The sequence below is a fragment of the Pararhodobacter marinus genome (assembly GCF_003122215.1).
In the GTDB taxonomy this organism is placed as follows: Bacteria; Pseudomonadota; Alphaproteobacteria; order Rhodobacterales; family Rhodobacteraceae; genus Pararhodobacter; species Pararhodobacter marinus.
The window spans coordinates 276,889-293,909 of the sequence record NZ_QEYD01000004.1; the positions used below are offsets into that span (position 1 = coordinate 276,889).

Below are 17,021 nucleotides of genomic sequence, written 5' to 3' on the forward strand. Positions count from 1 at the left end.
ATGAGCGTCACCCTCGATATGAGCCAGACCCCGCTGCGCGAGGTGAACACCACGCTGCAGGCGGCCGCCAAGGCCCATTCCAACGAGCCGCATGTCATCGTCAATGCGCGCGGCAGCCACGCGATGGCGGTGGGTCTGGACGGCCCGCTGCATGTCACGGTCAAGGGCTCGACCGGCTATTACTGCGCGGGCATGAACAAGGAAGCCACCGTTACGGTCGAAGGCTCGGCCGGGCCGGGCGTGGCCGAGAACATGATGTCGGGCGTGGTCACCATTGAAGGCGATGCCTCGCAATATGCGGGCGCAACCGGGCATGGCGGGCTTCTGAACATCAAGGGCAATGCCAGTTCGCGCTGCGGGATCTCGATGAAGGGCATCGACATCGTCGTGCATGGCAATATCGGCCACATGTCCGCCTTCATGGCGCAGAAGGGCAACCTGGTTGTGCTGGGCGATGCCGGCGACGCGCTGGGTGACAGCCTGTACGAGGCGCGGCTTTTCGTGCGCGGCACGGTGAAGAGCCTAGGCGCCGACTGCATCGAGAAAGAGATGCGGCCCGAGCATATCGACCTGCTCAGGGACCTGCTGGAACGCGCCGGGGCGGATGCGAAGCCCGAAGAGTTCAAGCGTTATGGTTCGGCCCGCAAGCTCTACAATTTCAACATCGACCACGCTGGCGAATACTGAGGAGCGCGTGATGGAAAAGACCCCGCAGACGATGCCGCGCCAGTCCTGGACATTCTCGAACGAGACGAATGCCGAGATCCGTCGCGCCGCAGCCACCGGCATCTACGACATTCGCGGTGGTGGCGCGAAGCGCCGGGTGCCGCATTTCGATGACCTGCTGTTTCTGGGCGCCTCGATGTCGCGCTATCCGCTCGAAGGCTACCGCGAGCGCTGCGAAACCTCGGTCACGCTGGGCACGCGGTTTGCCAAGAAGCCCATCGAGCTGAAGATCCCGATCACCATCGCCGGCATGTCCTTCGGCTCGCTCTCGGCCAATGCGAAAGAGGCGCTGGGCCGGGGCGCGACGATGGCCGGCACCTCGACCACCACCGGCGATGGCGGCATGACCGAGGAAGAGCGCGGGCATTCCGAGAAACTGGTCTACCAGTATCTGCCCTCGCGCTACGGGATGAACCCCGACGACATCCGCCGCGCCGATGCAATCGAGGTCGTGGTGGGGCAGGGCGCCAAGCCCGGCGGCGGCGGGATGCTGCTGGGTCAGAAGATCACGCAGCGCGTGGCCGACATGCGCTCGCTCCCGGTGGGGATCGACCAGCGCTCGGCCTGCCGTCACCCCGACTGGACCGGGCCCGACGATCTGGAAATCAAGATCCTCGAGTTGCGGGAAATCACGGGTTGGGAAAAACCGATCTACGTCAAGATCGGCGGCGCGCGCCCCTATTACGACACCGCGCTGGCGGTGAAGGCCGGGGCCGACGTGGTGGTTCTGGACGGGATGCAGGGCGGCACCGCTGCCACGCAGGACGTGTTCATCGAACATGTCGGCCAGCCCACGCTGGCCTGTATCCGCCCCGCCGTGCAGGCGCTGCAGGATCTGGGCATGCACCGTGAGGTGCAGCTGGTCGTGTCGGGCGGGATCCGCACCGGTGCGGACGTGGCCAAGGCGCTGGCGCTGGGCGCGGATGCGGTCAGCATCGGCACCGCGGCGCTGATCGCACTGGGCGACAACGATCCGAAATGGGAATCCGAGTACCAGAAACTGGGCACCACGACCGGCGCCTATGACGACTGGCACGAGGGCCGCGACCCGGCGGGCATCACCACGCAGGACCCAGAGCTGATGAAGCGGCTCGATCCGGAAATGGCGGGGCGTCGTCTGCGCAACTACCTGAACGTGCTGACGCTGGAATGCCAGACGCTGGCGCGGGCCTGCGGGCATAACCACGTCCACAACCTCGAACCCGAGGATCTGTGCGCGCTGACGATGGAAGCCGCGGCCATGGCGCAGGTGCCGCTGGCCGGAACCAACTGGTACCCGGGCAAACCGGGATTCTGACAACGAGAGACCGGAAGGGGGGCCGCTGGCCCCCCTCGCGCGGTCCGGATCGACCAACAGGGGAACAAGAGAATGAGCAAACTTGCCAAATTCGCCGCCGACAAAGGCGTGAAGTATTTCATGATTTCCTACACCGACCTGTTCGGTGGCCAGCGCGCCAAGCTGGTACCGGCGCAGGCGATCGCGGGGATGGAAGAGGACGGTGCGGGCTTTGCGGGCTTCGCGACCTGGTTCGACATGACGCCCGCCCATCCCGACATGCTGGCCGTGCCCGATGCCGATGCCGTGATCCAGCTGCCGTGGAAGCCCGAGGTCGCCTGGGTCCCCGCGCGCTGCATCATGGAAGGCGAGAATGTCGAACAGGCGCCGCGCAACGTGCTGGCGAAACTGGTGGCCGAAGCCGCCGAGGAGGGCCTTCGCGTCAAGACCGGGATCGAGGCCGAGTTCTTCCTGCTGACGCCCGAGGGCGACGCGATCTCGGACGCGTTCGATACCGCCGAGAAACCCTGCTACGACCAGCAGGCGGTGATGCGCCGCTATGACGTCATCGCCGAGATCTGCGACTACATGCTCGATCTGGGCTGGGGCCCCTACCAGAACGACCACGAGGACGCGAACGGCCAGTTCGAGATGAACTGGGATTACGCCGACGCGATGGTCACCGCCGACCGGCATTCGTTCTTCAAGTTCATGGTCAAGTCGGTGGCCGAGAAACACGGCCTGCGCGCGACTTTCATGCCCAAACCCATCGAGGGGCTGACCGGCAACGGCTGCCACGCGCATATCTCGGTCTGGGATCTGGACGGCAAGACCAACGCTTTCGCCGGGAACGCCGGCGGCCAGATCGGCGAGGTCGGTCTGTCCGAACAGGGCGGGCATTTCCTTGGCGGGATCATGAAGCATGCCGAGGCGCTGGCGGCGATCACCAATCCGACGGTCAACAGCTACAAGCGCATCAACGCGCCGCGCACGATGTCGGGCGCGACCTGGGCGCCCAACACGGTGACATGGACGGGCAACAACCGCACCCACATGGTCCGCGTGCCCGGCCCCGGCCGGTTCGAGCTGCGCCTGCCCGACGGGGCAGTGAATCCCTACCTGCTGCAGGCCGTCATCATCGCCGCCGGCCTGTCGGGCATCCGCTCGAAAGCCGATCCGGGCCGGCGCTACGACATCGACATGTATGCCGAGGGCAAGTCGATCACCGATGCGCCGAAACTGCCGCTCAACATGCTCGACGCGATCCGCAATCTGGATGCCGACACCGAGCTGAAAGCGATGCTGGGGGACAAGTTCTCGGCCTCGTACATCAAGATGAAGCACCAGGAATGGAACGCTTTCGTCAACCATTTCTCGCGCTGGGAGAAAGACAACACGCTCGATATCTGAGCGCCGTTTCCACGCGATACCGGACCCGGAGACGTCACCCGCCGGTCCGAACCTGACGGGGGCCGCTGGCCCCCGTTTTTTGTGTGCCCAAGGCCGGATGCCTTCCGTGCAGCGCCGGGGCCGGTAGCTGGAAAACACTGGCGTTTCAGTCGGTTGCCTGTCCTCCCGCGCGCAGACAGTCAATGATTCGACGCGATCTAACCCGTTGTTGCGTCGCGTCCGAAAAGCGGAAAACTACGTCCAATAACGGGAAGAAAACACCCGCATCCACCGCTAACCTGATCCCATGCAAACGGTGCCAACCAAGGAGCAGCGCCGATGAAATTCTCCGGTTTCCGGGTCTTCGCCGAGGCCCTTCGCGGCCACAAGGGCTGGAAGCCCCTCTGGCGCGATCCCGCGCCGCAATCCGAATACGACGTCATCATCGTCGGCGGCGGCGGTCACGGGCTGGCCACGGCGTTTTACCTTGCCGAGGTCCATGGCATCCGCAAGGTCGCGGTCCTGGAAAAGGGCTGGCTGGGCTCGGGCAATATCGGCCGAAACACGACGATCATCCGCTCGAACTACCTGCTGCCGGGCAACCAGCCGTTCTACGAATTCTCGATGAAACTGTGGGAAGGGCTGGAACAGGCGATCAATTTCAACGCCATGGTCAGCCAGCGCGGCATCCTGAACCTCTATCACAGCGATGGCCAGCGCGATGCGTACCGGCGGCGCGGCAACGCGATGCACCTGACCGGCGCCGGGGCCGAATTGCTGGATCAGGACGCCGTTCGGCGGATGTATCCGTGGCTCAATTTCGAGAATGCGCGCTTTCCCATCAAGGGCGGGCTGTTGCAGCGCCGTGCGGGAACCGCGCGCCATGACGGGGTCGCCTGGGGCTATGCCCGCGCCGCCGATCTGCGGGGCGTCGACATCATCCAGAATTGCGAAGTGACCGGCTTCCGGATCGAGAATGGCCGCGTGCAGGGCGTGGAAACCAACCGCGGCACTATCGGCGCGAAGAAGGTGGGCGTGGCGGTGGCCGGGTCCTCGTCGCGCGTGATGGCGCAGGCGGGGCTGCGGCTGCCCATCGAAAGCCATGTGCTTCAAGCGTTCGTCACCGAAGGGCTGAAACCGGCGATCGACGGGGTCATCACCTTCGGCGCCGGGCATTTCTATGTCAGCCAGTCGGACAAGGGCGGGCTCGTGTTCGGGGGCGATATCGACGGATACAATTCCTACGCGCAGCGCGGCAACCTGCCGGTGGTCGAGGATGTGCTCGAAGGCGGCATGGCGCTGATGCCCCGGATCGGGCGCGCGCGGCTGCTGCGCAGCTGGGCGGGGCTGATGGACATGTCGATGGACGGCTCGCCCATCATCGACCGCACGCCGGTCGACGGGCTCTATCTGAATGCCGGCTGGTGCTATGGCGGGTTCAAGGCCACGCCCGCCTCGGGCTATGCCTTCGCGCATCTTCTTGCCACCGATACCCCCCACGAAACCGCCACGGCCTACCGTCTGGACCGGTTCGCGCGCGGTTACGTCATCGATGAAAAGGGCGTCGGCGCCCAACCCAACCTGCATTGAGGGCGATGCCATGCTGATCCCGCACCCCCTTCTCGGCCTGCGCGACGCGCAGGAATTCACCTATCTCGGCGATGCCCGCCTTATCGAGCGCCCAACCAGCGGCGACGAGGCGGATCTGGCCGAGTACGTCTTTCAGCGCGACAATCCGGCGGGGCTTCACCGCGAGCTGTGGTTCCATGAACAGGGGGACCGCTCGTGGCTGGTGGTGACGCGCAATACGCTGACGCATGAGATCCTTGGCGCCGAACTGGCGCGCGACGTGGCCCTTGCGCGCAAGGAGGGCACGGCATGACCCGGCTTCAAGGCGGGCTGATCGACCGCAGCCGCACTCTGGCCTTCACCTTCGACGGGAAACGTTATCAGGGTCATCCCGGCGACACGCTCGCTTCCGCGCTTCTGGCCAATGGCGTGCGGCTGGTCGGGCGCAGTTTCAAGTACCACCGCCCGCGCGGGATCGTCGCGGCGGGGTCCGAGGAACCCAACGCGCTGGTCACCCTGCGCGAGGGCGCGCGGGCCGAACCCAACACCCGCGCCACGGTCGCCGAGCTTTACGACGGCCTTGTTGCGCGCTCGCAAAACCATGTGGGGCCGCTGAATTTCGACCTGCTGGCGGTCAACGACCTGCTGTCGCCCTTCTTCGCGGCGGGGTTCTATTACAAGACCTTCATGTGGCCGCGCGCCTTCTGGGAAAAGCTTTACGAGCCGGCCATTCGCCGCGCGGCGGGGCTGGGCGAACTGTCCGAACTTTCCGATCCCGATGCCTATGATCGCGGCTATCTTCACGCGGATCTGTTGGTCATCGGCGCGGGTCCCGCCGGGTTGATGGCGGCATTGGCGGCAGGCCGGGCCGGGGCGCGGGTGATCCTTGCCGACGAGGATTTTCGCTTGGGCGGGCGGCTGCTGGCCGAAAGCGACCGGATCGACGGCGCCCCGGCGATGGAATGGGTCGACACGGTCCGGGCCGAGCTGGAAAGCCTGCCGAATGTCCGCATCCTGCCGCGCACGGTCGTCTTCGGCGTCTACGATCACGGTATCTTCGGCGCGGTCGAGCGGGTGTCGGATCACCTTGCCACGCCGGGCGGTGCCGTGCGCCAGACCCTGTGGCGGATCACCGCCAAGCGCGCGATCCTTGCCGCCGGCGCGACCGAGCGGCATATCCCCTTCGCCGACAACGACCGCCCCGGCGTGATGTTGGCGGGCGCGATGCGGGCCTATGCCAATCGCTGGGCCACGGCGCCGGGTACGGCGGCCCCGGTGGCGATCTTCACCAATAACGACGACGGCCACCGGACCGCGTCGGACCTGATCGCGCGGGGCGTCCCGGTGGCGGCGGTCATCGATGCGCGCGCCGGGGCGCAGGCGCAGGGCGAGTACCGGCTGATGGCCGGCGCGCAGGTCGTCGGCACCAAGGGGCGTCTGGGTCTGCACTCGGTTAGCGTCGAGACACCGGCGGGCCGGGAGACCCTTTCCGTGGGCGCGCTGGGCGTCGCGGGCGGCTGGAACCCGAATGTCCATCTGGCCTCGCATCATCGCGGGCGGCCGGTCTGGGATGCCGACAAGCTGGCCTTCGTGCCGGGCGCGGGCGGACCCGAGGGGCTGATCGCTGCAGGCGCCTGCGCCGGACAGGGCAGCACCGCCGAGGCACTGGCCGACGGTTTGCGGGCCGCCGGCGAGGCGCTGGCGCAGCTGGGCCTTTCGGCACCGACTGTTCCGCTGCCGCAGGCCGGGACCCGGCAGGACAACGTCGCGCCGATCTGGCATGTGCCCGGCAAGCGCCGCGCCTGGGTCGATTTCCAGAACGACGTGACGGTCAAGGACATCGCCCTGGCGCACAAGGAAAACATGCGCCCGGTCGAGCATCTGAAGCGCTGGACCACGCTGGGCATGGCGACCGATCAGGGCAAGACCGCCAATGTCACCGCGCTGGCCGTGATGGCGGAACTGACGGGCAAATCGATCCCCGAAACCGGCACGACGATCTTCCGCCCACCCTATACCGGCGTGTCGCTGGGGGTGCTGGGTGGCGGCGATACCGGCGCGCATTTCCGCCCTCGCCGCCTGACCCCCACGCATCACTGGGCCAAGGAGAACGGCGCCACCTTCGTCGAGGTCGGGCCGTGGATGCGCGCGCAATACTTCACCCGCCCGGGCGAAACGCATTGGCGCCAATCCGTCGATCGCGAGGTCTTGGCGGTGCGCGCGGGTGTGGGGCTGTGCGACGTGACCACTTTGGGCAAGGTCGATGTCCAGGGCACGGATGCCGGGGTCTTTCTGGACCGGCTCTACGCCAATGCGATGGCCAGCCTGAAGGTCGGCATGGTGCGCTACGGTCTCATGCTGCGCGAGGACGGCATCGCCTATGACGACGGGACCTGCGCCCGGCTGGCCGAGGATCACTACGTCGTCACCACCACCACCGCGAATGCGGGGCCGGTCTATCGCAACATGGAATTCGCCCGGCAATGCCTGTGGCCCGAGCTGGATGTGCAACTGATCTCGACCACCGACGCCTGGGCGCAGATCGCCGTGGCGGGGCCGAAATCGCGCGACCTGCTGACGCGGCTGGTCGACGATTTCGACCTGTCGAACGAGGTGTTTCCGTTCATGGCCTGCGCCCCGCTGACGATCTGCGGCGGGCTGCGGGCGCGGCTGTTCCGCATCTCGTTCTCGGGCGAGCTGGCCTACGAACTGGCGGTGCCCGCGCGCTATGGCCATGCGCTGATGGCGCGGCTGATGGAAGCGGGCGCGGATCTGGGCGCCACGCCCTACGGGACCGAGGCGCTGGGCGTTCTGCGGATCGAAAAGGGCCATGCGGCCGGGGCCGAGCTGAACGGCCAGACCACCGGGCAGATGCTGGGTCTGGGGCGGATGGTGTCCAAGAAGAAGGACGCGATCGGCAATGTCATGTCCCGGCGCGAGGGGTTGGCGGCCGAGACGCGGATCCTTGTCGGGTTGCAGCCGGTCGATGCCTCGGCGGTGGTCGTGCCCGGCTCGCATCTGTTCGAACAGGGCGCGCCGCGCAATCTGGACCACGATCAGGGCTGGATCACCTCGGCCTGCCATTCGCCGCATGTCGGCTCGTCCATCGGGCTGGGCTTCCTGCGGAACGGAGCCGAGCGGATGGGCGAGGTGATCACCGCCGCCAACCCGCTTCAGGGCAGCGAGGTCGCCTTGCGCGTCGTGCCCAGCCATTTCGTCGATCCCGAAGGAGGGCGCCTGCGTGACTGACCTTTCCCCCCTCTGCGCGCTGGGTGCCCCTGCGCCGCGCCGCGTGTCCCTTGGCGCCCTGACATTGGCCGAAACGCCCGATTGCGGCCTTGCCTCGCTGGCGTTGCGGCGGGACACGCCGCCTCCGTCGCTGGCCTTGCCGGAACCGGGGAGGTGGCAGGAAACAGACGGGGTGACCGCCTTCTGGACGGGGCCGGGGCAATGGCTGGTCGAAATGCCGGGCTGCGCCGAGGTCGATGCCGCCGCCCGGCTCGCCGAACGTGCGCCCGGGGCGTCCGTCACCGAGCAGACGGATGGCTGGGTTCTGGTCGAGATTACCTCGACCGCCGGGGCCGCGCCGGTCGAGCGGTTCCTTGAACGTGCCGTCAACCTCGACCTGACGCGCTTCGCGCCCGGCCATGCCACGCGCAGCACGGTCGAGCATCTGGGCGTCTACCTGCTGCGGCGGGCCGAGGACCGGCTGGGCATCTGGGGGATGCGCTCGGCGGCGGAAAGCCTATGGCACACGTTGGAAACGATTGCCGGGCGCTTGGAATAGACCGGCGCGCTTAGCGCGCCATCACCAGGTCCTGCGCCATGAGGGCCGAGGCATCGCGATGCCCGGCCATGCCATCATCCACCGACAAGACGGGGCCGTCACCCTCTGACTGGTAGCCCGGCGCGATCAGCAGGCGATCTTGAGCCTCGATCCCGTCGGGCTGGCGGGTGAAGCCCCAACACGCGCCCCCGTGCGCTCCCAGGCGCAGGCCCGAGCCCTCGTCGCGTAAGACAGGTCCGAACGCGCCGCCGTCTTCCGGCCCGCGCAGCAGCCCGATCCCGCGCAGGAAGGCCGGCTCCGCCAGCCGTGTATCGGGTGTTATCCCCAGCGCGGCACCGGGCCAGACCCAGTCGCCCGCGCCCACCAGCCGCATGTCGTTGCCCGCGATCACCGCCAGCCCAAGGAACGAGCGCAACACGCCGGCACGAGCCGCTTGCAGCCGCGTCGGTACCGGACCCTGCCCGTCATCCCCGGGCAGATGCAGGATCGGCGCGTGCGAGATCACCACCAGCGCCGCGCCGAAGCCGTGCCTCTGCAGCCCCTGCCGCAGGCTTTCCCGCAAGGGGAAATAGCCGTCTATGATATCCTCGAAAAACCGCCCCGCGACGGGAAGGCTTGCGCGGTGCCGATGGGTCATGGCGGGCCTTTCAGAACAGGTTGAAATACTCGGCCTGTTCCCATTCCGACACCGTGGACAGGTAGCGCGTCCATTCCGCCCGTTTGAGATGCGCGAGATACCGCACGAAATCCGCGCCCAGGGCCTGCGCATAAAGCGGGCTGGCCTCGAAGGCCTGAACGGCGGCCTCCAGCGTGGCGGGAAGATGCGCCTGATCCTCGGCATAGGGCGTCAGCGTGGGCGGCGGGGGCGTGGCACCGCGAGCAAGGCCGTCGAGCCCCGACAGGATCTGCCCGGCCAGCGCGTAATACGGGTTCGCGGCGGTATCGGCGACGCGGTTCTCGATCCGCGCGGCCGGGTCGCCCGGCTGGAACAGTGCGCGCAGCATGGCGCCGCGATTGTCGGTCCCCCATTGCACGCGGTTGGGCGCCAGCTGGAAGGCGCTGAAGCGCTTGTAGCCGTTGATCGTGGGGTTGGTCAGCAGGCAGGTGGCGGGCGCATGGTCCAGAAGCCCGGCGATCCATGCCCCGGCTTCCGGCGTGGGCACACAATCTTCCTCGGGGGTGAAGACATTGCGCCCGGTCTCGCGCGAGACCAGCGATTGATGGATATGCCAGCCATTCGCCACCGCATTGGCGACGCGCGGCTTGGGCATGAAGCTGGCATGCAGGCCCTGCCTCTGGCAGATTTCTTTCACCATCATGCGGAACAGCACGAAGCGGTCGGCCTGCATCATCGGGTCCGAGGCATCGAAGGTGAATTCGAATTGCGACGGACCCATCTCGATTTCCATCGACCGGGGGGCAAGACCCATCGCCTCGGCCGCGCGGCGCAGATCGTCCATCAGCGGCTCGACCGCGCCGTAACGGGTTTCGGTCAGAAAGGCCCAGCCTTGAGTGGTGTTGCGGGTCGCCAGCGCTGCGGGGGGCATGGTGGCCTGATCGTGGGCAAGCCCGTCATCGCTGACCGCGAAGACCTGAAATTCGACCTCAAGCCCCATCACCGCGTCATGCCCGGTGCGCCCAAGGCCATCCATAGCCTGCCGCAGCACACGGCGCGGCGAGACCGAGACGCGCTGGCCCGAACGATAGGCCAGATCGCACAGGATGACGGCGGAATGCGGTGACCAGGGCAGCGGGGTGAAGGTGGCGGGATCAGGGACCAGCAGCAGATCGCCCGCACCCGACAGCGACACGCCGTCCAGCGTCAGGCCGTCTTTCCACACGTCGAACACGGTGCGATGCGCGGTATCCTTCAGGATCAGCGTCGAGGGCACCGACAGCCCGGCGGCCAGCGCCGAGCCGAGCGTCCGCGCCGTGATCGCCTTGCCGCGCAGGATGCCGTGCTGGTCGGCGAACAGCACGCGGACGGTTTCGAACCCCTCGGCCACAACCCGCGCGGCCAGTTCCGCGCCCGCGCGCACCTGATCCTCGTTCAGCAATCCGCGCTCGAACAGCGCGCCCTTGATCGCTCCGTCCATGCTCACACCGTCGCGTCCCAGGGACAGGCCGCGCGTCGCGCATGGTCGGCGGCACGGCTCGAGGCCTGCCAGTCGGCGGTTTCGGCGATGGCATCGTTGGACAGCGGCCCCTTGATCGCGGCCGCCCCGGCATTGTGCATGGGCAGTGCGGACAGGTCGCCCTGTTCCACCGCATCCATCATCCGCCGCAGCATCCGCCGGTAGCGGATGATCGCCACGTCCGAGCGGCCCAGATGTTCCTGCGTGCGGTCCTGGATGGCGCCCATCCCTTCGACCGCCCATTGGTCATGGACGTTGATGTCCAGCCCCATGCCCGTATAGGTCAGCGAGGCCTGTTCGGCCGGGTCGTAATGGTAATCGTTGCGGCGGTTCTTCAGCGGCGCGTAATCCGGCAGGCGATGTTCCTTCAGCCGCTGCGTGCGCATCAGATCCTTGTTCACCGGCTTGTCGAAGCTGGTAAAGACGGTGACCCAGTAACAGGTGCGGTCATCGACGGGGACGTGCCACTGGGTGATCGTCATCTCGCGCGACATGGGGATGCAGATCGCCTCGGGGAAGATCTGGTTGGTGACGCGGACATGGGTATGGCCGTTCTCCATATGCCGCAGCGCGGTGATCTTCAGGCCGTAATCGGTTTCATCGACCTTGATCTCGGGGCGCGGATACTCGCGCAGCAGCCGGGTCATCGGAATGTCGGTCGCGCCGGCCTTGTCGCGGAACTGCTTGCCGTAGCTGTCGGCGGGGTCCTCATCCTCGAGGAAGCGGTGCAGGAACGAGGCATGCGCCGGGTCGATGCCGATTTCCAGCGCCTGCAGCCAGTTGCATTCCCACAGGCCCTTGAAGGCGAAGACATGGGTATCAGGCGCGCGGAAACAGTCGAAAGCGGGGAAGGGCGGCGGGTCGCCGGCGCCGAGATAGGCAAAGATCAGGCCCGCGCGGGTCTCGGTCGGATAGACCGGGCCTTCGGGGTCGATCATGATCGCATCGGAGGCCGGGTAATGTGTCGGCGCTTCGTCGGGCGAGGCCACTCGGGTCGCCAGCTCCAGCCCCTGCGCGCCCTGCCGCAGAACCAGCCGTTCGCCCAGCAGGTTCACGGGCACGAGCGGCCCGTGCGCCAGTTCATCGACCAGCGCGGCGGGTTGCCAGTACTGGCGTAGCACGGCGCCCGCCGGCGTGCCGGGGGCGATGCGGGTGATGCGGTCGTTGAGTTGCTGGCTGATCATGCCTCTTGCTCCGATGCTGCCGCCTGTTCCAGCTCCACGCCCACCTGCGCCCAGATCGCGCCGTTCTCTTCCCGGACCGGCACCATCGGCACGCGGATCTGTTCGTGCATCCGCGAGCCTTCGGGTTCAGCCGGTTGTTCGACGCACTGCCCCGTGCGGTCGAAATGCCAGCCGTGGAAGGGGCAGCGCAGGCCATTGTCTTCCAGCCGACCATAGCACAGGTCCGCGCCACGATGCGGGCAATGACGGCCGATCAGGCCCAGCTGCCCCTCTTCATCGCGAAACAGCACCAGCCGCCGGCCTTGCAGCGTTACGGGGATCAGAGGGCGCGGGCGGTCCAGATCGGCAATGGCCGCGATCCGGATCCAGCCGTCTGTGGCGGTGTCGGCGGGTGGCATGGGCACAGGCTCCCCTTGCGAAAGGTGCGGTAATCGCACATAATGGGCGATATACGAACTTTGCCAGAGCGCGGGAGACCTGTCAAATGAGCGATCGCGATTTTGCCGCGACCTTGGCCAAGGGGCTCGACGTGCTGGCCTGTTTCGAGCAGAGCGCGCAGAACCTGACCCTGCCCGAGATCACGCGCCGGACAGGGCTCGACCGCGCCGTGGTGCGCAGGCTCTGCCTGACGCTGACGCGCTGCGGCTATCTGGAAGAGGGCGAGACGGGCCTGCGGCTTGCGCCTCGGGTGCTGACGCTGGCGGGCGGCTATCTGGGCGGGCTGGAGGTCGGGCGCGTCGTGCAGCCCATTCTGCGCCACGCGGCGGAAGAGCTGGACATGGAGGTGGCGCTGGCCACCCGCGACCGGCTGCAGGCGGTCTATGTCGACCGGGCGGCCCCTGCCTCGGCGCGTGTCACGCTGGGTTTCGGGATCGGCAGCACGCTGCCGCTTCTGCATACGGCGGTGGGGCGGATGCTGCTGGCCCGCTCGGCGCCCGAGGTGCTGGACGCGGCGCTTGCCCTTCCCGCCCGACGCTACAGCGAGGCGACGGATACCGATCCCGCGCGTCTGCGCACCGCCATTGAGGCCGCGCGCGAGCAAGGCTATTGCATCGCCCGCGACGAGTTCGAGCTGGGCGCGGCGGGGGTGGCTGTGCCGGTGGGCGCGCTGGGACAGACGCCTTTCGTGCTGGCCACCACCGCCTCGGTCAACGCCTTCGACGATCCCGCGCGGCTGGACCGGGTGCTGGATATCCTGCGCCAGAGCGCGCTGAGCATCGGCCGGGTGCGGGGCGGGCGCTGAGCCGGGCGCTCAGGCGGCGAAGCTTTCGATAGTTTTCAGCGTGCCGTCCAGCGCGCTGCCTTCCTCGTCCTGCAGGGCGGCGGTCATCAGGCGGCGCGCCCAGTCGGCGGCATCCTCGCGCCCCTCGACCATGGCGATCCCGGTCATCACCCGGTCGAACTTGCCCAGACCGCGCGCATGGGTGTCGGAATAGCCCTTGATCAGCCGCCGCGCCTGCAGCGTGGCGACGGCCAGATCGTAATCCGTCCCTGCCCGCGCCAGCGCGCTGGCGTACCAGCGTTCCAGATGCGCGCGCTCTTCGGCATGGCGCAGGCTCATCGGACGAAAGCGCCGCATCGACGCCAGCGCGTGCAATTGCAGGAACGGCAGCAGCCGGTCGGTGCGCAGCCGGCGGCCCTTGTTCACGCGCCGGTCGATCCAGCCCATCAGCCGGGGCCGGTCGGTGATCGCCTGACCCAGCGCACGCGGCAGCAGGCTCACGATCTCTTCGGCGCGGGGATGGGTGTATTCGGTCAGCTGCATGACCTCGGCCCCGCCCATCTCGGCACGGATGCGTTCCAGCCGTTCGGGCCGGGTCTTGGCATCGGCCACGCGGATCACGTCGTCATAGGCCATCGCATTGGCAAGGTATTTCGCCGCCGTCACCGAGAAGGTCCAGTCGCGTTCGGCTCCGTCGAGGGCCAGCGCGCGATCCAGGTGGTCGAGATACTCGGCGCCGTAGGCCGGATGCTGGAATTCCACCACCTTGCGCAGACCGGCCTGCGCCATCGGCTGAACCGGGGCGGGCATCGCCGCGATGCGCGCCTGCAGGTCGTCCCACGCCTTGCGCAGCCGTGCCGGGCCCGTGGTCGCGGCGGCAGCGGCGGGGCGTGGCACCGGATGCGTGGCGGGCTGAACCCCGGCCAACGCCGCCTGCCGTCCGGTGGCAAAGGCGCGCAGCGAGGCATCGACCCCCTTGCCGCCCGCGCGGATCGCGGCTTCGAAGGCCTCGGGCGGGAAGGGCAGGGCGCCCGAGCCCGACAGCGCGCCGAACAGGCTGGCCGAGATGACCGAACCCACATCGAGCGCCGCCGCCTCGAAATCGGCCAGCACCAACCCGCGCGCCGCGACCTCGGCGGCCGCGCGCACCTCGCCTGCGTCGGCGATGCCATCCCCCGGCGCCATCTTCTCGCTCACCGCCAGCGCGCGGTGGGTCGAGCCGATCAGCGTGGTGCGGTCGGGCGTGACGAAGCCCCGCATGATCGCGCGGCCCGCCTCCATCATCTCGGCGGCGATCACCACGTCCACGTCGCCCGCCGCCGGGGCCAGCGAAAAGACCGGGGCGGACGACCCGGCGGGCGCCATCTCGATGTAATAGATCGTCGCGCCGGTGCGCTGCGCCACGCCCGCGACCGAGGTCGCCTGCACCGCGTAGCCCTGCGCGCGGGCCAGCGCCTCGATCCAGCCGGTCAGCACGCCGCCGCCCTGTCCGCCGACCGCCATCACGGCCAGCTTGATCACCTCGGCCCCCAGGGCGGGGGGCTGTTCGGGGGTGAAGGGCAGTGTCATGGCTGAACCTCGCTGAAACCGAGCTGGCGCGACTGGCGGCGGCGGGCCAGCCAGCCGATCAGGCCCTGACGCCAGCCGTTCAGGCGGCGCTCCCACGGGCCGGGATTGTGGACCACGCGCGCCTCGTAGAAGGACGGGCAAAGCACGGCGGCTTCCGACACCTCGCCGCAATTGCCGCAGCCCACGCAGGAGGTGTCGATCGACGCGACGGGATCGTCGCGCAGCGGATCGTCCAGCCGTTTGAGCGACAGCGACGGGCAGCCCGACAGGCGGATACAGGCATGATCGCCCGTACACACGCTTTCATCGACACCGAAACGCGGCACTTCGACCCGGCGGCCTTCTCGCATCGCGGCGGCGCGCAGGGGCTTTTCGCGGCGCTGTTTGTTCAGCATGCATTCCGACGAGGCGACGATGACTTTCGGCCCTTCGCTCTCGGTGGTCAGCGCGTCGCGCAGGATGTCGCGCATCCCGGCCACGTCATAGGTCCGGTCGACCTGCCGCACCCAGTCGATGCCGATGCCCCTGAGCGCCTTTGAAATAGGGTTGTTGGTCGCCTTGGTCGGGTTCTTGGCGCGGGACGAGGGGATGTCCTGCCCGCCGGTCGCGGCCGAGTAGTAATTGTCCACGATCACCGCGACGCCGTCGGACCTGTTGAAGGCCATGTTGCCGAAGCTGGAAGTCAGGCCGTTATGCCAGAACCCGCCATCGCCGATCACCGCGATCGAGCGCTTCTCGGCGCCCCCTTTCTTGCCGCCGTCGAAGGCCGCGTTCGAGGCCGGGCCCAGCCCGTAGCCCATCGTCGCGCCGCCGATATTGAAGGGCGGTAGGCTGGCGAACAGGTGGCAGCCGATATCGGCGCTGATCTGGTGTTCGCCCAGCTCCTGCTGCACCAGCTTCATCGCCGCGAAGATCGGGCGTTCGGGGCAGCCGGTGCAGAAACCGGGCGGACGGATCGGCACGGTCTTGGACAGGTCCGGGATCGCCGGCGCCTCGGTATTGGGGGCCAGAACCTGTGCGGGCAGAAGGTCGGGCGCGTTCCGGCGCAGAAAGGTTTCGAACGCCTCTTTCATCACCGCGCCGGTATATTCGCCGACCATCGGGAAGATGTCCTTGCCATGCAGCCGCGTGGTCGTGCCCGAGCGCAGCATCATCGTGGCAAAAGCCTGTTCGATGAATTCGGGCTGTCCCTCTTCCACCACCAGCACCGCGTCCTTGCCCGCGCAGAATTCGGCGAACTCGTCGGGCAGCAACGGGTAGGTCACGTTCAGGCAATAGATGGGCACCTGCGTCTGGCCATAGAGATCGGCCAGACCCATCCGCTGCAGCGCGCGGATCACGCCGTTATACATGCCACCCTGACAGACGATGCCGACGGGCGCCCGGTCCGGGCCGAAAACCTCGTTCAGCTTGTGCTCGCGGATGAAGCGCTCGGCTGCGGGCCAGCGGTTGTCGATCTTGTCGTGTTCCTGCGCATAGCTCATCGGCGGCAGCACGATGCGCGAGACATTGCGCTGCGGCTTGGCCAGGGCCTCGCGCACGCTGAGCGTGGGGCGCCTGTTGTCGCGGGTCTGGAACTGGCCGGTGACATGGCAGGCGCGGATACGCACCATCAGCATGACGGGGGTGTTGGAGGCTTCCGACAGCTCGAACCCGTCGCCCACTGCCTTGACGATCGAGGGCAGGTTGGGGCGCGGGTCCAGCAGCCAGAACTGCGACTTCATCGCGAAGGCGTGGCTGCGTTCCTGCATGATGCTGGAACCCTCGCCGTAATCCTCGCCCACGATCATCAAGGCGCCGCCGGTCACACCTGACGAGGCCAGGTTGGCCAGCGCGTCCGAGGCGACATTTACACCCACCGGCCCCTTGAAGGTCACGGCCCCCCGGATCGGGTAATGCACGGAGGCCGCGAGCATCGCCGCCGCGGCCGCTTCCGAGGCATTGGCCTCGAATCGCACGTCCAGCTCGCCCAGCAATTCCTCGGCATCGGCCAGAACGTCCATCAGGTGGCTGATCGGTGCCCCCTGATAGCCGCCAACATAGCCGACCCCGTTTTCCAAGAGCGCCTTGGTGATCGCCAGGATCCCCTCGCCGGTGAAGGTCTCACCCGCGCCCAGCCGCAGATGCTGGACTTCGGCTTTGAAGGACCGTTCCGCCATGGTGT

Annotated in this window: 14 protein-coding genes; 8 read left to right on the plus strand and 6 right to left on the minus strand. The window is 67.7% G+C overall.

Annotated features, from left to right (window positions below):
- The 7 genes from C4N9_RS08155 to C4N9_RS08185 all read left to right on the plus strand — a co-directional run bounded on the left by C4N9_RS08155 (position 1) and on the right by C4N9_RS08185 (position 8,747).
- On the plus strand, positions 1-687 hold the full coding sequence (locus tag C4N9_RS08155; RefSeq protein ID WP_210403997.1) for a GltB/FmdC/FwdC-like GXGXG domain-containing protein: 687 nt from the start codon (positions 1-3) through the stop codon (positions 685-687).
- A gap of 10 nt (positions 688-697) precedes the next feature.
- Positions 698-2,023 (plus strand): FMN-binding glutamate synthase family protein, encoded by a 1,326-nt coding sequence (locus tag C4N9_RS08160; protein WP_109532820.1) that lies wholly within the window; start codon positions 698-700, stop codon positions 2,021-2,023.
- Positions 2,024-2,095: 72 nt separating this feature from the next.
- Positions 2,096-3,412, plus strand: coding sequence for a type III glutamate--ammonia ligase (gene glnT / locus C4N9_RS08165; RefSeq protein ID WP_109532821.1), 1,317 nt, complete (start codon positions 2,096-2,098; stop codon positions 3,410-3,412).
- A 318-nt stretch (positions 3,413-3,730) separates the two neighbouring features.
- Positions 3,731-4,981 carry a sarcosine oxidase subunit beta family protein gene (locus tag C4N9_RS08170; protein ID WP_109532822.1) on the plus strand — a complete coding sequence of 417 codons (1,251 nt, stop codon included), beginning with the start codon at positions 3,731-3,733 and terminating at the stop codon, positions 4,979-4,981.
- 10 nt (positions 4,982-4,991) lie between these two features.
- The gene (locus tag C4N9_RS08175) at positions 4,992-5,273 is read left to right on the plus strand and encodes a sarcosine oxidase subunit delta (RefSeq protein ID WP_109532823.1); all 282 of its coding nucleotides are present in this window, start codon (positions 4,992-4,994) and stop codon (positions 5,271-5,273) included.
- Positions 5,270-8,209: a sarcosine oxidase subunit alpha family protein gene (locus C4N9_RS08180; protein ID WP_109532824.1), complete on the plus strand. Its 2,940-nt coding sequence runs from the start codon at positions 5,270-5,272 to the stop codon at positions 8,207-8,209. Before C4N9_RS08175 ends, C4N9_RS08180 begins: the two co-directional genes overlap by 4 nt.
- The gene (locus C4N9_RS08185; protein WP_109532825.1) at positions 8,202-8,747 is read left to right on the plus strand and encodes a sarcosine oxidase subunit gamma; all 546 of its coding nucleotides are present in this window, start codon (positions 8,202-8,204) and stop codon (positions 8,745-8,747) included. Before C4N9_RS08180 ends, C4N9_RS08185 begins: the two co-directional genes overlap by 8 nt.
- Positions 8,748-8,757: 10 nt before the next feature.
- Here the strand turns inward: C4N9_RS08185 and C4N9_RS08190 are convergent, their stop codons facing one another.
- Genes C4N9_RS08190 through C4N9_RS08205 form a run of 4 tightly spaced genes read right to left on the minus strand, consistent with a single transcriptional unit; the run spans position 8,758 to position 12,464 of the window.
- On the minus strand, positions 8,758-9,384 hold the full coding sequence (locus tag C4N9_RS08190; RefSeq protein WP_109532826.1) for a hypothetical protein: 627 nt from the start codon (positions 9,382-9,384) through the stop codon (positions 8,758-8,760).
- A gap of 10 nt (positions 9,385-9,394) precedes the next feature.
- The gene (locus C4N9_RS08195) at positions 9,395-10,843 is read right to left on the minus strand and encodes a glutamine synthetase family protein (protein WP_109532827.1); all 1,449 of its coding nucleotides are present in this window, start codon (positions 10,841-10,843) and stop codon (positions 9,395-9,397) included.
- Between the two features lie 2 nt (positions 10,844-10,845).
- Positions 10,846-12,066, minus strand: coding sequence for an aromatic ring-hydroxylating oxygenase subunit alpha (locus tag C4N9_RS08200; protein WP_109532828.1), 1,221 nt, complete (start codon positions 12,064-12,066; stop codon positions 10,846-10,848).
- Positions 12,063-12,464, minus strand: a complete 402-nt coding sequence (locus C4N9_RS08205) for a Rieske 2Fe-2S domain-containing protein (RefSeq protein WP_109532829.1) — start codon at positions 12,462-12,464, stop codon at positions 12,063-12,065. Before C4N9_RS08205 ends, C4N9_RS08200 begins: the two co-directional genes overlap by 4 nt.
- Positions 12,465-12,550: 86 nt before the next feature.
- On the opposite strand from C4N9_RS08205, the gene C4N9_RS08210 reads away from it, so the two are divergent.
- Positions 12,551-13,309, plus strand: coding sequence for an IclR family transcriptional regulator (locus C4N9_RS08210; RefSeq protein WP_109532830.1), 759 nt, complete (start codon positions 12,551-12,553; stop codon positions 13,307-13,309).
- 9 nt (positions 13,310-13,318) lie between these two features.
- On the opposite strand, the gene C4N9_RS08215 is transcribed toward C4N9_RS08210, so the two are convergent.
- Together C4N9_RS08215 and C4N9_RS08220 are read right to left on the minus strand one after the other, a co-directional pair.
- Positions 13,319-14,857, minus strand: a complete 1,539-nt coding sequence (locus C4N9_RS08215; RefSeq protein ID WP_109532831.1) for an indolepyruvate oxidoreductase subunit beta family protein — start codon at positions 14,855-14,857, stop codon at positions 13,319-13,321.
- On the minus strand, positions 14,854-17,016 hold the full coding sequence (locus C4N9_RS08220; protein ID WP_109532832.1) for a thiamine pyrophosphate-dependent enzyme: 2,163 nt from the start codon (positions 17,014-17,016) through the stop codon (positions 14,854-14,856). The genes C4N9_RS08215 and C4N9_RS08220 overlap by 4 nt, the downstream gene beginning before the upstream one ends.
- Between the last annotated feature and the right edge of the window lie 5 nt (positions 17,017-17,021).

Excerpts from the sequence above, each read along its gene's own strand:
- C4N9_RS08155 (WP_210403997.1), top strand. The coding sequence starts at position 1 with ATGAGCGTCACCCTCGATATGAGCCAGACCCCGCTGCGCGAGGTGAAC.
- C4N9_RS08160 (WP_109532820.1), top strand. The coding sequence starts at position 698 with ATGGAAAAGACCCCGCAGACGATGCCGCGCCAGTCCTGGACATTCTCG.
- glnT (WP_109532821.1), top strand. The coding sequence starts at position 2,096 with ATGAGCAAACTTGCCAAATTCGCCGCCGACAAAGGCGTGAAGTATTTC.
- C4N9_RS08170 (WP_109532822.1), top strand. The coding sequence starts at position 3,731 with ATGAAATTCTCCGGTTTCCGGGTCTTCGCCGAGGCCCTTCGCGGCCAC.
- C4N9_RS08175 (WP_109532823.1), top strand. The coding sequence starts at position 4,992 with ATGCTGATCCCGCACCCCCTTCTCGGCCTGCGCGACGCGCAGGAATTC.
- C4N9_RS08180 (WP_109532824.1), top strand. The coding sequence starts at position 5,270 with ATGACCCGGCTTCAAGGCGGGCTGATCGACCGCAGCCGCACTCTGGCC.
- C4N9_RS08190 (WP_109532826.1), bottom strand. The coding sequence starts at position 9,384 with ATGACCCATCGGCACCGCGCAAGCCTTCCCGTCGCGGGGCGGTTTTTC.
- C4N9_RS08195 (WP_109532827.1), bottom strand. The coding sequence starts at position 10,843 with ATGGACGGAGCGATCAAGGGCGCGCTGTTCGAGCGCGGATTGCTGAAC.
- C4N9_RS08200 (WP_109532828.1), bottom strand. The coding sequence starts at position 12,066 with ATGATCAGCCAGCAACTCAACGACCGCATCACCCGCATCGCCCCCGGC.
- C4N9_RS08205 (WP_109532829.1), bottom strand. The coding sequence starts at position 12,464 with ATGCCACCCGCCGACACCGCCACAGACGGCTGGATCCGGATCGCGGCC.
- C4N9_RS08210 (WP_109532830.1), top strand. The coding sequence starts at position 12,551 with ATGAGCGATCGCGATTTTGCCGCGACCTTGGCCAAGGGGCTCGACGTG.
- C4N9_RS08215 (WP_109532831.1), bottom strand. The coding sequence starts at position 14,857 with ATGACACTGCCCTTCACCCCCGAACAGCCCCCCGCCCTGGGGGCCGAG.
- C4N9_RS08220 (WP_109532832.1), bottom strand. The coding sequence starts at position 17,016 with ATGGCGGAACGGTCCTTCAAAGCCGAAGTCCAGCATCTGCGGCTGGGC.